The sequence below is a fragment of the Peribacillus sp. NPDC055009 genome (assembly GCF_053608705.1).
The window spans coordinates 226,784-243,507 of the sequence record NZ_JBSGVZ010000006.1 but is presented as its reverse complement, the minus strand read 5'-3'; the positions used below and the strand labels follow the sequence as shown (position 1 = coordinate 243,507).

The following is a 16,724-nucleotide window of genomic DNA, read 5'->3' as shown; positions in this document are numbered from 1 at the left end:
AACGACACTTCCTTATTCTTTAATTTCTTTATCTCCACTTTTAATATTTTCGTCCCAATATTTCATCCACTCGTCACCTTTTTCCTCGAATGCATTCCAATCAATATCCATCGCTTTAATTTCCGTTTCCGTGATCCATTCAGGTAAATCCTTCACATCACTTCTGGTCGGAATCCTGTAAAATTCCTCTGCCAAAGTTTTTGCGGCTTCAGGTGAATTCACGAACTCATAAAAGGCTTCAGCCGCTTTTGGATGCTTGGCACCTTCAACGATGGCGATACCTTCTGTCAATACAGGTGTTCCGCTCTTCGGAATGACAAACTCGAACGGATAATTTTTATTTTCCTTCAGCATGACAACATCCGGCATTGCCCAAACGGAAAGTGAGCCCTCTCCTTTGGCTACCTTGTTATACATCATTTCCGGGTTTGCTGAATATTCCTTTGTGTTTTGATCGAGCTTCTTTAACCAGTCATACCCTTCTTTTGGATCATTTGTATCCTTATACGTACGATAGATCATCGCAGAAAAAATTGTCCTCATCGTTCCGGAGGCTAACGGATAGCGGATGATGATTTCGTCTTTCCACTTCGGATCAAGCAGCTCATTCCAATCTTTCGGTACCTCATCCTTCGATAGTTCTTTGCTGTTGTACATGATGACTTCCGGTGTCTGGCTCGTTCCCGTCCAATACCATTCCGGATCATGGAATCCTTCATCGAGACTATCGGAATAGCTAGGCTTATAAGCAGCCAGCAGCCCATCAGCCTTTGCTTGATTGAAGTTCGTGGAAGGTGCCCCCCACCAAACGTCTGCCTGCGGATTACTTTTCTCTGATCGAACACGGTCAAGGATTTCCTGGGACCCCATATCAAGCCACTCAACATCAATACCATACTCATCTTCGAACTGCTTTTCGAATTTTGATAAAATATCTTTGCCATGAGGTGAATAAACAACGATCTTATCTTCCAGCTCACCCTTTTTTCCGTTGGCACCGCCAGCATCCGAATTCGTTTTCGTCTCTCCACCGTTACATCCCGAAATCAATAGAGCTGCCGATAAGGCCATTACTGAAACAAGCGACTTTTTCCTACTTTTCATTAATACTCCCCCTCATCCCGAAAATTCAAAATGCCCTCATGTTCCCTTAAGAATAGGGAAACCGCGCCTAGTACTCCTGCGTTTTCTCCCAATTGTGAAGTTTTCATTTCTACTAAACTAGGAAGATATCGATCAACGATCTCCCGAATTCTAGGTAAAATGTATTCAGATGAATTTAATACACCACCTCCTAAAATGATTACTTCTGGATTCAGCAAACTGGCCGCATTGACAATTCCGCACGCTAAATGTTCGATGGCTTCATTTATGACGGCCATTGCAGTCGTGTCTCCTTTTTTTGCTGACAAAAAGGCATCCTCCCCCGATAGTTCGGAAGATTTGGCCCGTTCGAATAAAAGATGATGAGGATCCTTGAGGACCTCCCTGGTAAAATGACTGCCTATCGACTTTCCTCCTGCGACACTTTCCAAATAGCCGTATCTATGGAAAATCGGCTTGAATTCACGCTTCATATCCTCTTTGTCCGTTACCATATATCCCATTTCCCCAGCTGCACTGAAAGCCCCTCTGTATAACTGGTTGTTCAAGATGATTCCGCTTCCTATCCCCGTGCCAACCGCAATGAACAGCAAATTCCGCTTATTTTGTGCATTACCCAGCCACTGTTCACCTAGTGCAGCCGCGTTTACATCATTGTCCAGAAAAATGGGGAAATCAAAATACCGCTTCGCTTCGGCTATGAACGGATATTGTACCCAACCTAAACTCGGTGCCTCTATTACTAATCCGCTTGCCGTTTGCGTTATACCAGGGATCCCGACTCCCATCCCCAATATCCTGCCCTTCGTAATCTGATTCTTGGCAATTAACCGTTCCGTTTCAATCGCCATTTGTTTAAGAAGCCCTGATTTTAAATAGGTGTTGGTTGAAAAGCTAGTGTCGGCAAGGATGTTGCCGCTTAAATCACTTAAAACGATTTTCACTTTCGTCCCGCCTATATCGACTCCAATGATATAGGCTGCCTTTTCATTAAAAAAGAGCTGGATGGGTCTTCTCCCGCCTTGAGAGGAGGATTCTCCTATTCCTTTCTCAAATACCCATTTCTCCTGTATAAGTTCATCCACAGCCAGAGAAACAGTTGGTTTACTTAGCTGAAGCTTAACGGCGATTTCAGCTCTTGAAATGGGCGAACATTCCTGGATGCATTGAATGATTCTTTTTTTATTGACATATTTTTGATGACTGGGTGGTCTTTTAAAACTCATCACATCACGGCCTTACATCATTTAGTTAGTAAATCTTCCTAATTAGGTAAAAATATAACTTAAATAAATTCAGCGCACAAGTTATTTTTCTGAACATTTAAAATGTTCAACTTTTAATAGTTACTTCGAATCATTTACATTTATAACCATTAATGCTATTTATTAGATAAGTTTTTCCGTCTGGTTAGTTAGAAAATATTACTAACCTACATTTTTTTTAGGTGTCTTAAAAAGTTGAAGGGGGTTAAAAGATTAATGAAAAAAGCTCTGTTATCGCTGCTTTCCCTTTTGTTGGTTCTTGCATTATTGCCGCTTGGAGGTAGCGCTGCAAATCCTGAGGAAGCCAACGTTGAGTTATGGAATGCGGTCAAGCCGCTCGAGACGACCGTGACATTCTTGAACAGCGGTGCCCATCCAGATGATGAACGGAGTGACTTTCTCGCTTACCTATCGAGAGGGTTAGGGGTAAAGACATCCAGCCTGATTGCAAACCGTGGTGAAGGAGGACAAAATGAAATTGGGGATGAACTGGACAATGCTCTTGGAATCATCCGTTCGAGGGAAATGATAGAAGCTGCAAAAATCACCGGGGTTAAGGCCTATCATCTAAGTGAAACTACCTCAGATCCCATTTATGATTTCGGCTTCTCCAAAACACCAGAGGAAACATTAGAAAAATGGGGAGAAGAACTCACCTATGAACGGCTTATCCGCTTTATTCGGACGTATCAGCCGGATATATTGATGCCATCCTTTCAAAATGATGATACCCAGCATGGACATCATCGAACAATGACAATCTTAAGTGAACGCGCCTTTAAGGATGCCGCCGACCCAACTGTGTTTCCACAACAATTGAAACAAGGTCTATCGGTATGGCAAGTGAAAAAGTTATATTTGCCTGTTTCCTCGGCAGATCAAGCAACCACTTCGATTGAAATCGGTAAATATGACCCAATATACAATATGACTTACCCACAGCTTGGAGAACAATCCCGCTATCTGCATAAAAGCCAAGGCATGGGTTCTGATATCCCAGCAGCACCTCGCCAGATCCATCTAGATTTGAAGCAAAGCTCGGTTGATACAAAAAGCCAGACAGACCTTTTTGCAGGTGTACCTTACAATTTTACTGAATGGGCAGAAAAACTCCCCCGCTCAGCTTCAAAATTAAAAGGTGAATTTAAATACCTGCAACGGAATTTGGACGCTGTTATTACGGCTTATCCCAATGAAAAACGTGTTTTTTCAATATCCCAAAATGCTCTTTCAAATGTTCGGTCAATTACTGCGCAAGTCAAAAAGGCAAAGCTAAGCCCTGCCATTAAGAACGACTTGCTTCATAAGCTCTCATTAAAAGAAGAGCAATTGCAAAACGTCAGTTATGTCTCCTCAGGACTCGAAGTTCAAGCTAAAGCAGCTTCAAAGATCCTGACGAAAGCCCAAAAAACGTACGTAACCGTAACCGTGAAGAATAATGGGAAACAAACCTTGAAAAAAGTCGCTGCTGCATTGAACTTACCTAAAGGGTGGAAGATCAAAACTAAAGCTAAAGATGTCAATCTAGCACCAAATAAATCAGCGACAATGACCTATCTGGTTGAGGTCCCTGAAGATGCAGCCTATTACCATGCCTATGATGAATCAACCATTACGACCAGCATTTCTTATAAATACGGCAGCACAAAAACTTCCATCAAGGAGGAAGTGGATGGAACGATCGCTGTCCTTCCCGACGTTGGCCTTACCCTATCTCCTGAAGATATCGTCGTAAATACAGCAGATGTAAAAGAGGAAGTCCCAGTGACGGTAACCTTGAAAAACTATACAGAAGGAAAAGCATCGGCAAAGGTCGCTTTAAAAGTCCCTGAAAATTGGGAAGTTCATCCCAAAAATGCCACTGTATCATTTAAAGAAAAATCAGAAGAAAGACAAGTGAAGTTCACCCTAAGACCGCCTAAGGCAATACAAAATGGCGAATATCAGGTGAAGGCAGCTGCTACTGTCAATGGGAAAACCTTTGATTCGACCATTCAGGAAATTTCCTATGACCATATCGGAACATTCTATTACCAATACCCAGCAGCTATCAATACCGTTGCATTTGAGCTTTTGAAGCCAGCTTCATTAAAAGTGGGGTACATTGAAAGCGGATTCGATAAAGTGGCAGATTACTTAAGCAATGCAGGTCTGAACATTACGAAGTTAACTGCAGCTGATTTAGCTGAAGGTGATTTAAGTCAATATGACACGATCGTTACCGGCATCCGTGCCTATCTATCGAGGGAAGATTTAAAGGCAAATAACGCGCGCTTACTTGAATATGTGGAAAATGGCGGCCATCTCGTCGTGCAATACCATAAACCGGGTGATGGATGGGATGCAATGAAGACTGCTCCATATCCTCTTACCCTCGGGAATCCTTCCATTCGCTGGCGGGTAACCGATGAAAAAGCCACGGTAAACGTGTCGAAGCCAGAATCAGCGCTTTTTAACTATCCAAATAAAATAACAAGTGATGACTGGAGCAATTGGGTCCAAGAAAGAGGATTGTATTTCCCAATGGAATGGGATCAACGATATGAAACATTCATTTCCATGGCTGATCCAAATGAAGAACCATTTGATGGCGGAATTCTCATGGCTAAATACGGTAATGGCACCTACCTCTACACCAACCTTGTGCTATATAGGCAAATTCAAGGCCAAGTTCCAGGCGGATATCGAATCATGACGAACTTGATTAGTTATGGTGCCAAGTAAAAAAAGAAGAAACCTATGCATGTGTCGAATGCATAGGTTTTTCTTTTTTTGATGTTTACCAATTGAAGCCATCGCCTCACTGATTCCTGCTCTAAAAACAAAAAAAGTTATGCACAAAGATGAAGGAAAGGCTCCATGCGTTTGGGTTTCCCCTCATTTCCCGCATTCCTTTGTCTTCATGCACAACTTCATTCATGATTTACATCATCTCTTATAGTGCTTTCCGTTAAAGCACTTTGCTCAAGAATGCTTTCGTTCTTTCGTGCTGAGGGTTACCGAATAATTCATTCGGCTCATTTTCTTCCACGATATACCCTCCATCCATGAATATCACCCTGTCCCCGACTTCCCGGGCAAAGCCCATTTCATGCGTAACAACGACCATTGTCATGCCTTCTTTTGCAAGTTGTTTCATTACCTCCAAAACATCGCCGACCATTTCAGGGTCAAGGGCCGAAGTCGGTTCATCAAATAGCATGATCTTCGGATTCATCGCCAATGCCCTTGCGATTGCGACCCGCTGTTTTTGTCCGCCGGAAAGTTCCCCTGGATAGCTATTTGCTTTTTCCTTCAGACCAACCTTATCCAATAACTCAAGCGCTAACCTTCTCGCTTCCGCTTTATCGGTGGCACGAATTTTAATAGGACCCAAGGTTATGTTCTCCAAAACGGTTTTATGGGGAAATAGATTGAAATGTTGAAAAACCATTCCAACCTCTTGCCGGACTTTGTTTATATTGATTTTCCTTTTAGGGTCGGTTATATCATGTCCGTTAATGACCACCTCACCGCCCGTAACCTCCTCAAGGAGATTCAGGCAACGCAGGAAGGTACTCTTTCCAGATCCAGAAGGGCCTATTACGCAAATTACTTCCTTTTCCTGCACTTCTGCGTTGATATCTTTTAAAACCTCGACAGTTCCAAATGATTTTCTCAGGTTTTTTACAGTAATGATGCTCATCGAACTTGTACCCTCCTTTCTATGAAATTAGCAATTAGGGTTAACAAATAGATGATGATAAAGTAAATCACACCAACGGCCAGCCAAATCTTGAACGCTTCAAAGGTTGCCGAAGCTTGAATCTGACCTTGCTGGGTTAAATCGGCTATACCAATGACGGATAATAGAGAAGTGTCTTTCAAGCTAATGATCGATTGGTTCGTAATGGTAGGGAGCATCCTTCTGAACGCTTGCGGAAGCACGACATATCTCATTGTTTGAGTTCCAGTGAACCCGATGGATCTTGCCGCTTCCGTTTGTCCTTTATCGATGGATTGTATCCCAGCCCTTATTATTTCAGCAAAATATGCCCCTGCATTGATTGCAACGGTAATTATACCAGCTGTTGTACTGTCCAAAGAAATCAAATTCAGTGAATTCACACCAAAATAGATAAAAAATAACTGAACGATGAACGGTGTCCCTCGTATCGCATCCACATAAACCTTTGCAATCCAGTTCAAGATTTTGATGGGGGCAAGTCGCAGCAACGCGACAAGTAAACCAATCAAAAAACCTAGGATAATGGCAATCACAAAGATATAAAGTGTCACCTGAAGTCCTTTTAATAAAATAGGCAATGCCGCAACAATTATATCCATTTCTTTCACCCCTTTGAAAAAGAAAGCGCGCCATAAGCGCGCTTATTGAGCTTTAATCTATTGTTTATTCACCAAGATACGTTTTTATTATTTCATCATACGTGCCGTCTTTTTTAAGATTGGCAAGTCCATCATTTATTTTCTTCAATAGATCCTCGTTTTGCCCTTTCAATACAGCAATTCCATATTGGTCACCATTCAAACGGTCACCTACGATTTTCAACCCAAGATCTTTTTGGGCGATCGCATAGGAGATAACCGGGTAATCTTCAATAAGGGCATCGGCGTTGCCATTGGCCACTTCCTGGAACATCGCTGGACTATCATTGAATTGAACAACTTTAATTCCTAGTTTCGTAGCATTATCCTGTGCATATTTAGCACCTGTTGTTCCTTTTTTCACTGCAATGGTTTTTCCTTTAAGATCTTTAACAGTTTTAGTGCTTGTATTCTCTTTTTTAACAACAATCGTTAATCCTGCATCAAAATACGGAGTCGAGAAATCCACTACCTTTTTTCTTTCCTCTGTAATGCTCATTCCCGCAATGGCCACATCAAGCTGATTGGCTTGCATAGCCGGGATGATTCCACCGAAATCCATTGGAGACAATTTGATTTTAAAATCCTGGTCTTTTGCGATTGCATTGATCAATTCAATATCAATACCTTTATAGTCGTTCCCCTCTTTAAATTCAAAAGGAGGATAAGTCGTATCCACACCAACTTTATATACCTTTTCAGGTTTCTTTTCCTCACCTGCATTTTTTTCTTCATTGGTTGCACAAGCCGAGATAAAGATAGTTAGAATCAAAAACATACTAAGTAAACCAAGTTTCTTCATTCAAATCACTCCAATTCTTAAATTATACGTGATAATAAATAATTCTCCCTATAATATAGCATAAGAATAAAGTATTATAATATGAATTTTTAGAATAAATATTATTTTCTCCAAATAATTTTTATGGATGTTTTTCCTAATATTGTTTCAGTGATGGAAAATAGAAAAAGGATATGGTTTACCAGGCCAGTTTTTGAAATCCCTAATAGGAGACACCCATTTAAGATCAATGGAAGATTGATTATCGATGCAACAAATAAAAGGAACCATTATGGTTCCTTTTATGCCCTACAATATGTGCTTCAGAAGCAATATAAACAAGAGCCTCGATTATCAAACTGAAATCGAGGCCTTCTAATCAATAAATATCCTTTCAGACTAAGTCTAGTTAGTCCTCGTCGGAAGAGAACGAAAACGCGGATGCTCAGCGAGTATAGAACTTCTCATCTGTTTAACGACAGGATGTTCTGACGAAAAAAACTGATCTTTAGAATTGTAATGCTCGATTAATTCTCCTTTTTCCAGTACACCCAAAGTATCAGAGATTGAATAAGCCGCTTTAATATCATGTGTAATAAATAGATAAGATAAGCCGAAGTCTTTTTTCAACTCACTTAATAATTCTAAAATCAGTGTTTGATTAACCATATCCAGACTGCTTACGGATTCGTCCAAGACGATTAGCAGTGGCTTAAGAGAGATTGCTCTAGCAATATTAATCCTTTGCAATTGTCCACCGCTAAATTGGTGTGGGTATTTTTTCAAATCCTTCTCACTTAGGCCCACTCTTTCCAATAACTCAATAACCGTCCTTTTTTGTTCGGCTACGGTTAGTTTTTCATAGTTTTCTAATGGCTCGCTTATAATACTTTCGGCTGTCATTCGTGGATTGACAGCTGAATATGAATCCTGAAAGACGACTTGTAGATCTCGGCGTATCTTTTGTCGGGTAAGCTTATCAGCAGTATAGATATCATGCCCTTGAAACAGAACCTGTCCTTGCTGTGGACGTTCTAAACCAAGGATCACTTTTCCTAATGTACTTTTTCCAGCTCCACTCGTGCCAAGTAGCCCTAAACATGTTCCTTCGTCTATAGAGAGGGAAATGTCAGTGAGTACTTTTTTAGAATGCTCTTTCCATTTTAAAAACGTATGAGAATTATAGCTATGAGTTACTGCTTTTACTTGTAATAAACTCATTTATTCACCCCTCAAAAGAATGCAGTCCATATATCACAACATATGGGTGATAGGTTCTTCATGTTTAATGCTAAGGCGGGCATTTAGCAGTTTCTTGGTATACTCATGCTGCGGATTATCAAATAATTCAAATACATTTGCAGTTTCTACAATTCTGCCATGTTGCATAACGACTACATCATCTGCCATTTCAGAAATTACTCCTAAATCATGAGAAATGAGTAAAATGGATGTTCCATATTCAGAACGAATTTTATCCAAGTGGCGAAGTACTTGTAATTGGTTATGAACGTCGAGTGCAGTTGTCGGCTCATCAGCAATAATAACGGTAGGATTTAAACATGCGGCCATCGCAATCATCACGCGTTGAAGCATACCTCCACTCAATTGAAAAGGATAGCTTTTTAATAGTTTCGCGGGATCTGGCAGGTTTACATTTTGCATCGCATCGATGGCAAGCTCTTTTGCTTGTTTTTTATTCAATGAGGTATGAGACCTAATCGTTTCGATAAATTGATTGCCAATTGTAAAAACAGGCGTAAATGCATTCATCGGATTTTGCATAATAAAGGCAATATCCTTGCCACGGATTTCACGTATTTCTTTATCGTCCAAACCATTCAATTCTCGTCCTTGGAGGGTAATGCTCCCTTTAATTGTCGTTGTTTTCCGGTCAAGAAGCTGTAGAATGGACATACTCGTAACTGTTTTACCACTCCCACTTTCCCCAACAAGACCCAATACCTTCCCTTTTTCCAGTTCAAAATTAATATCCTGAACGAGGGTGGAAGCACCTTCCTTTGTTTGTACTTGTACATGTAGATCGCTCACTGTTAATACATTCGACCGTTCTGTTCTCAATCTTCTCATTCCTTTTTATTAACGACGTTTGACTCCAAAACGTTCTGATAGCGCTTCGCCTAATAAATTGAAGGTGACGACAACAAGCATAATCATCAAACCTGGATATAGCATTAATTCTGGATTCGTCCGAATATAGGATTTCCCTTCATGAATCATTGCTCCCCATTCTGGTGTAGGGGGTTGCACGCCCAAACCTAGAAACGACATGGCCGATATATCCATGATTGCCCAACCCATTTCTAATGTACCCATAACAGCGAGCGGAGGAAGAACATTTGGAACAATATGTTTCTTTATTATCTTCCATTGAGAAGAACCGCTTATTTTAGCTGCCGCTATATAGTTTTGTTCTTTTAGACTAAGCACCATTCCTCGGAAAATTCTCGCATAATACACCCATTGCACAAGCATCAATGCTATGATGACCTGTTTAAGGCCAGGTCCCAATATACCAACAAGGCCAAGAATGAGCAAAAGATTCGGAAATGCCATAACACCATCACACAGTCTCATTAGCACCTGGTCCACCCATCCACCTTTATAACCAGCAATGGTTCCGACAATCAAACCGATGCCTAAAGATGAAATAAAGATTAATGTAGCAAATCCTAACGAAATGCGAGCACCATATAAGATGCGTGATAACGTACATCGTCCTAAATGATCCGTTCCCAATGGATACTCAAAGGAAGATGGCTGTAGTTTATTAGCTAAATTGACAGCAATAGGATCATTAGGTGCAATCCATGGAGCCAAGATGGTGATGATAAATAGGAAGCATAATATTATTGAACAAAGGACAATCACTTTCTGACTTCTCATCATAATACGAAGACTTGTTATCATTGACGTTGCCCTCCTTTTCTGGAGATGCGTGGGTCGATACACATTTGGATTAGGTCAACAATCAAGTTGCTAAAAATGAATAGTCCTGCAGCTAAAAGCACATAGCATTGAATGACAGGAACATCCCGATTAAAAATAGCTTCAATGAAATAACGACCAAATCCTGGCCAGGAAAAAACCGCTTCGACGATAATGGTTCCAGTCAGCAGCTTTCCTAAATTCATCCCCAGTCCAGTAATCATAGGGGATATGGCTATTCTCAATACATGTTTTCCCATAATGACTTTTTTATGAATCCCTCTTGTGCGTGCAAAAAGGACATAAGGTTCCTGTAAATTTTCAAGAACGCTAGCACGTAATAGTCGAGTATACAAAGCTATTAATGGCAAAGCTAAAGTAACGGAAGGAAGAACCAGATGTTGCCAAGTCCCGATTCCTTCGACAGGAAATAGGTCGAGTTTAACAGAAAAGAAAAAAATCAATAAATAACCAAGCCAAAAAGAAGGGATGGACGCCCCGAAAAAAGAGAGAAGGCGACTAAAATGGTCAATACCACTGTTTTTCTTTATGCCTGCCAAAAACCCAAGAGGGACACTGACCAGGATAGCTAATATGATGCTACCTAAAGCTAACTGAATGGTCGCTGGCATTCGATAGGTAACCTCTTCCCAAACAGGTTTATTCGAAAGATAAGATATGCCAAAATCAAATTGGCATATCTTAATAATAGAATTTACATATTGAACATGGAGGGGTTGATCTAAGCCGAACTCATGTCTTTTCTGAGCCAATATCTCATCTGTAGATTGGATATGTGCTGCAGATAAATATGCCTCAGCTGGGTCCACGGGTGAAAGGTGAATCATTCCAAACGTTAGAAGAGTGGCCAAAAGAAAGATAGGAATAATGGCCATAATTCGTTTCAAGATATAAGTGCCCATGAAAACCCTCCTGTAACTTACTTCTCGATGCTAATTCCTGTGAATGGATGTTCATCCCGGTTAGCAGGGAATGTAAAATTAGATACATCTTTTTGGTAAACAGCTATTTTCTTAATATAAGAAATAGGCACAATCGCTCCTTGGTCTTGCAGTGATTCCAAAATAGTTGAGTAAAGTTCTTGACGTTCTTTTTCATCTGTTGTTCCAGGAACATCTGCAATTTGTTTTAACAACTCATCTCTGTTCGGATAAGATGAAATGGCTTCGTTAAAACCAAACCCTTCTGAACCAACGACATTTACGAAAGTATGTGGATCATATGGAGCGCCATAGTTACTAAAGAAATTCAATTCAAAATCATTAGCTTTGAATCTTTCAATTTGTACCGTAAGCTCAACTCCAACGATATTTAATTTAACACCTAGTGCCGCCCACTCAGATTGTAATGTTTCGGCCATTGCTTTTTGAATCGATTCTGCAGAGTCGTACATTAACTCGATTTCAAGTGGCTTTCCGTCTTTCTCACGAACGTTTTTTCCTTTTGGAAGCTTCCATCCTGCTTCATCTAATAAAGCTTTTGCTTTTTCGACATTATAATCAATCGCTGTTACATCAATGTCTGAAGTATACGGGAAGTTTGTCGGTAAAATGAAATCTGCCTTCTCTTCCAACCCAGAAGTAACTCCGTCAACCATTGCTTTTTTATTAAATCCATATTGTAATGCTTGACGAACACGTAAATCTGAAAGTTGTTCTTTCTTCGTATTCATAACTAGTTGTCTTGTCGCAACCGGATCAGAAATACTAGTCTCATAGTTACCTGTTGTTTCTAATTGTTTGAAAGCATCCAGACTGATAGCACCTTCACCATAAATTAGGTCTAGGTCACCTTTTTCAAAAGCAAGAACACGGGTTTCCGCATCAGGAATGATCTTGACTTTGATTTTCTTTACTTTAGGGAGTTCACCCCAATAATTTTCATTGCGTTTGAAAATAGCATATTCATCTGCTTTATGTTCTTCCAAAACCCATGGGCCTGTACCGACTGGTTTTGTAACACCTTTTGAAGTGTCACCATCTTTAGGGAATCCAGCATCACCTAAGAATCGGACTGGACGAACGACGGCTAACTCTTGAATAGTAGGATAATATGGCTCCTTTAATGTTAGTTTAAATGTGTTTTGGTCAATTACTTCCGTTTGATCCACTTTCGGAATAAAGCCCAACCAACTATGTAAATCAACATTTTTCAATATTGTATCAAAGTTCTTTTTCACAATTTCAGCATTAAAGCTCGTACCGTCAGAAAATTTCACATCATGACGGAGGTTGAACGTATATTCCTTCCCATCCTTGGAAATTTCCCAAGATTCAGCTAAATGCGGTTTCAGCTCGCCTCCATCTTGGTAGCTGACCAAAGGCTCATATATCATTGATGTAGCGAATAATTGAGAAGGATTATAGACATGCGGATTCATTTCACCTATATCCCTCGGCCAAGCCAAAGTAAGCATGTCTTTACTGTCTTTATTTGAAGTTGAATTTTCTTTTGATTCATTTGTACATCCAAGTAAAAGCGTTGATAAAATTAAAACGATTGCGGATATAAATAACACTTGTTTGCTGTTTCTTCTTTTTGACATGACATTGGTGCCTCCCAGTACCATATTGAGAATCTTTATCAATTCTAATGAGTAACTATATTATTGTCAATATAATGTCGAAATTCTCGAAAGATATAAATTTGTTTTGTTAGAAACATATAAACTCAAAATCCTTTTCTTTGATGATGCTGTTCCAAATAATTTATTCTACGTCCCTACAAGCCTTCAAATGCCCCGCGCACCTGTACGTTCCACCATGCCTACTGATATAAAAGATTCTATTAAAAAAGGTCAACCAGTAATTTTACTGGTCGACCTTATAATACGAACGCACCCGTACGATTTGTGATCGAATTAAGATTCGTTGATTCGTACTAAAGCAGCAATATTGCGATAGGTGCAGTAATAATTAACGTGATGAGCGTCCGTTCAAACCAGATTACAATCAACTTCGTAATGCTGATTGGGATTTCGGTTGATAGGATACAAGGTATCGTCGCTGAAAAGAACAATATGGATGATACAGATACCACGGCAATAATGAACTTAGTTACCAGAGGTGCATCAACTACGAGAAGCGCCGGCAGGAACATTTCTGCAATTCCTATAGCTGAAGCTTTTGCAGCCAAAAATGGTTCAGGTATTTGCAATGCCCAAGTAAATGGGTAAAAAAGATAGCCAAGTAAATTAAATACTGGAGTATACTCCGCTAATACAAGGCTAATGAGACCAACGGATAAAATGGACGGCAGAATGCTCATTGTCATAAGAAAACCGTCCTTTAAGTTATCCCATAAATTTCTGCCAAGACTTACCGAATTGTTTGCTCCCACCATCGCACTATACCAGGCGTTTTTGAGAAGTCCTTCTTTGATAACCTCTTCTGGATCGGCATTATCCGAATAATAATCGTCGCTCATTTTATTTAATGGCCAAATACGTACGGTAATGGCAGTGACAAGGTACGTTATCCCTAAAGAAACCCAAAAGAAAAGGGACCATATGTCCATAAGCCCGAGAGTCTTTGCTACAACAATCATGAACGTTGCTGAAACGGTTGAAAAACCAGTTGCAATAATAGCGGCTTCTTTAAGCGTATATTTTCCTTCTTTATATAGCCGATTCGTAATAAGCATACCAATGGAGTAGCTTCCTGCTAAATCAGCGACCATATCAACTGCTGAACGCCCCGGCGTTTTAAATATCGGCCTCATGATTGGCTGCATCAGTACACCCAAAAATTCAAGAAGCCCGTATCCAATGAGAAGCGCCAAAAATAGAGCACCAAAAGGAACGACAAGTCCTACAGGTATGACAAGTTTTTCGAAAAGGAAAGGACCCATACTTGGGGCCATTAACCATTCGGGCCCAATCTTGAAATATATTAAGATCGCAACAACAGCACCTATTACTTTTAAGAAAGAAAAAACTATTGATACCTTATCCTTGCTCCAGCTTTTTGAAATAAATGGATAGACAGCTCCTAATAGAATGACAATAAGAGCATAAATAGGAACGGCTGACGGCAAGGTTACTTTGATCCATGTTACTATATGATCAATTGGTATGCTTGAAACACCATTTATGGTAATAGGAATAAAAAACATAAAACTTCCTATTAAACTATATATGATAAACTTCAGTATATTAGTAGTTGATTGAATTTGCGGCTTCTCTTGTTTCGTATTTGTCGCCACATTTGGTGATCCCATAATTATTCCCCCTATTATATAATTGCATGCTGGGTAAATTCTTGGCGTCATACCCACATCCGATCCTCTTATCGCTCCTGTCTCACGATTTGGTAAGGCAACAGGACCAGAATACAACGTTCGATTACGATAGGGCTTTTAGTTCTCCGCTTGCCGCCATATCGTTTAAAATTAAAATTCGGCACGCCCCCCTAGCCTAACCAGCAGAATACGGGAAGAAAAGCCTTGGAACTTTATTTATTATTGGGCCAATCCTGTTACACAAATGCCATTGCCCGTGGTGCATCGTTAGGATTCCCCAGAGCTTTCACCCTCTTCCAGCTCTTATTGAGGATTCGAAGCCAAACACTCCCAGTTATGTGCCGCTTTCCAATCCCGCCTTATACCCGCCATCTGGGGCTCAGCTATATTCCGATTGTTCATTAATATGACAAGTACTGTCTTTTGTATGCAATCCTGTTCCTTCATAAAGTCATTATTCCACTTATTGTATCCGCTTTCATTTTGATGGACCTCCTCGTTATTTAACATTCATTGTATACTGAAAATTCAAATAATAATTTTATTTTTTGATGATTATTTTATAATTTATTTACAAAAATTCATCTGATATTGTTCATTTTATAATCTATATTAAAATTAGAGCAAAATTTAATAGCAGAATGCGTGGTTTTGGTGCAAAAAACTTATACTGATTGTGTGGTCTATTAAACTTCTGCAGATGAAACCCAATGGAATTCTCAACGATCTGCCCATTTCTTTGCTTAAGAAAATGAGCTGAACGTTATTTTAAACAGTTTTCTTTTGCTTCTTGCTTGGGTAAAAAATAGTTTTTTTACACTTACGTTTATTTAATTGTTAAATTGGGGAACTATAAATTTAATCGATGACTTGAAAACTAGGATGGGTATGATGAGAATTAAGGTAAAAAAAATAATATATTACCTGATTAAATTAAGAGGTAGAATCTTTATACCATTTGCCATTTTATACATATTAGTTGCTGCGTATGTTGCTTTTTCAATAGAGCCACAGACGTTCGAATCATATTTAACCTCAGTTTACTGGGTTCTTACAACGCTTGCTACGGTTGGTTTTGGGGACTATGCACCAGTCACCGATCTTGGAAAAGCATTTACCATTGGTCTTTACATCACTGGTATTGGGCTTGTTAGTCTTTTTATTGGAAAAATCATTAAATCTGTATATCTTATCGAAAAACGTAAAGTTGGTGGAAAAATGAAATATACAGGTAAAAATCATATCATTTTGATTGGGTGGAGTGTTAAGTCAAAATCTGCACTCCAAGAAATTTTTAAATCTGATGAAACCATTGATATTGTAATCATTGATAACTTGGAAAAAGCTCCTATGATGGAGGAGCGTCTGTTTTATGTTCGCGGGGATGCCACCGATGAAGAAACATTACTCCGTGCAAATCTGCCTAAAGCAAAAGGCGTTATCATTTTTGCTGACCAAATTACACAAGATAATTATGCTACAAAGGATCCGTTACTTGTCGATGGAAAGACATTATTAGTTGCCACTGCCATAACGGCCATTGAAGAAAAAACAAATACGTCCATCCATGTCACAGCCGAGGTGATCAATCAAAAGCATATTCGTTTATTCGAGCGTGTAAAGGTGGACGAGTTTATTCCTACGCAAGAAATGATCTCCCACGCAGCAGTACGATCATTATTTTCTCATGGAGTCACCCACATGTATTCAGAACTTATGAGCACGAAATATGAGGAAACTATGTATGAGATTCCTAAACAAGATGAATGGCTAACCTATCGTGATGCGTTTATAGATCTTCTTAACAAAGGAGCCACACTGGTAGCAGATCGTGGTGATCTTAACATAAACCAAAAATTAGATGCACGAATTCCCGATGATGCACAGCTTTTCATTATTTGCGATAAAGAAACCATTTCCCAAATAAATTCAAAGATACATTAGAAGCAGAAATCTTTAGGGATGCTATAATAGCATTCCTCAGTTTGTAGACAAGAGGG

Annotated in this window: 13 protein-coding genes; 2 read left to right on the top strand and 11 right to left on the bottom strand. The window is 39.6% G+C overall.

Features of this window, described 5'->3' with window-relative positions:
* Positions 1-12: 12 nt before the first annotated feature.
* Complete coding sequence (locus ACWF5P_RS12370) at positions 13-1,104, bottom strand: extracellular solute-binding protein (RefSeq protein WP_434168452.1); 1,092 nt, start codon at positions 1,102-1,104, stop codon at positions 13-15.
* Positions 1,104-2,330: an ROK family protein gene (locus tag ACWF5P_RS12365; RefSeq protein ID WP_434168451.1), complete on the bottom strand. Its 1,227-nt coding sequence runs from the start codon at positions 2,328-2,330 to the stop codon at positions 1,104-1,106. Before ACWF5P_RS12365 ends, ACWF5P_RS12370 begins: the two co-directional genes overlap by 1 nt.
* 255 nt (positions 2,331-2,585) lie before the next feature.
* Between ACWF5P_RS12365 and ACWF5P_RS12360 the strand changes: the two genes are divergently transcribed.
* Complete coding sequence (locus ACWF5P_RS12360) at positions 2,586-5,093, top strand: NEW3 domain-containing protein (RefSeq protein ID WP_434168450.1); 2,508 nt, start codon at positions 2,586-2,588, stop codon at positions 5,091-5,093.
* 226 nt (positions 5,094-5,319) lie between these two features.
* On the opposite strand, the gene ACWF5P_RS12355 is transcribed toward ACWF5P_RS12360, so the two are convergent.
* The 9 genes from ACWF5P_RS12355 to ACWF5P_RS12315 all read right to left on the bottom strand — a co-directional run bounded on the left by ACWF5P_RS12355 (position 5,320) and on the right by ACWF5P_RS12315 (position 14,703).
* Complete coding sequence (locus ACWF5P_RS12355) at positions 5,320-6,054, bottom strand: amino acid ABC transporter ATP-binding protein (RefSeq protein ID WP_101224851.1); 735 nt, start codon at positions 6,052-6,054, stop codon at positions 5,320-5,322.
* Complete coding sequence (locus tag ACWF5P_RS12350) at positions 6,051-6,695, bottom strand: amino acid ABC transporter permease (RefSeq protein WP_076370951.1); 645 nt, start codon at positions 6,693-6,695, stop codon at positions 6,051-6,053. The genes ACWF5P_RS12355 and ACWF5P_RS12350 overlap by 4 nt, the downstream gene beginning before the upstream one ends.
* A gap of 64 nt (positions 6,696-6,759) precedes the next feature.
* Entirely contained in the window at positions 6,760-7,536 is a 777-nt protein-coding gene (locus ACWF5P_RS12345; RefSeq protein WP_434168449.1) for a transporter substrate-binding domain-containing protein, read from the bottom strand.
* A 384-nt stretch (positions 7,537-7,920) separates the two neighbouring features.
* Positions 7,921-8,736 carry a nickel import ATP-binding protein NikE gene (gene nikE, locus ACWF5P_RS12340; protein ID WP_434168448.1) on the bottom strand — a complete coding sequence of 272 codons (816 nt, stop codon included), beginning with the start codon at positions 8,734-8,736 and terminating at the stop codon, positions 7,921-7,923.
* Positions 8,737-8,769: 33 nt separating this feature from the next.
* Complete coding sequence (gene nikD, locus ACWF5P_RS12335; protein WP_230177829.1) at positions 8,770-9,597, bottom strand: nickel import ATP-binding protein NikD; 828 nt, start codon at positions 9,595-9,597, stop codon at positions 8,770-8,772.
* An 18-nt stretch (positions 9,598-9,615) separates the two neighbouring features.
* Positions 9,616-10,446 (bottom strand): nickel ABC transporter permease subunit NikC, encoded by an 831-nt coding sequence (gene nikC / locus ACWF5P_RS12330; RefSeq protein WP_101224855.1) that lies wholly within the window; start codon positions 10,444-10,446, stop codon positions 9,616-9,618.
* Positions 10,443-11,387, bottom strand: coding sequence for a nickel ABC transporter permease subunit NikB (nikB, locus tag ACWF5P_RS12325; RefSeq protein ID WP_101224856.1), 945 nt, complete (start codon positions 11,385-11,387; stop codon positions 10,443-10,445). Before nikB ends, nikC begins: the two co-directional genes overlap by 4 nt.
* Before the next feature lie 17 nt (positions 11,388-11,404).
* A complete protein-coding gene (nikA, locus tag ACWF5P_RS12320) occupies positions 11,405-13,030 on the bottom strand; it encodes a nickel ABC transporter substrate-binding protein (RefSeq protein WP_434168447.1) in 1,626 nt (541 codons plus the stop codon).
* Positions 13,031-13,365: 335 nt separating this feature from the next.
* Positions 13,366-14,703, bottom strand: coding sequence for a YjiH family protein (locus ACWF5P_RS12315; RefSeq protein WP_230177831.1), 1,338 nt, complete (start codon positions 14,701-14,703; stop codon positions 13,366-13,368).
* 912 nt (positions 14,704-15,615) lie between these two features.
* Between ACWF5P_RS12315 and ACWF5P_RS12310 the strand changes: the two genes are divergently transcribed.
* A complete protein-coding gene (locus ACWF5P_RS12310; protein ID WP_434168446.1) occupies positions 15,616-16,668 on the top strand; it encodes an ion channel in 1,053 nt (350 codons plus the stop codon).
* Positions 16,669-16,724 lie beyond the last annotated feature (56 nt).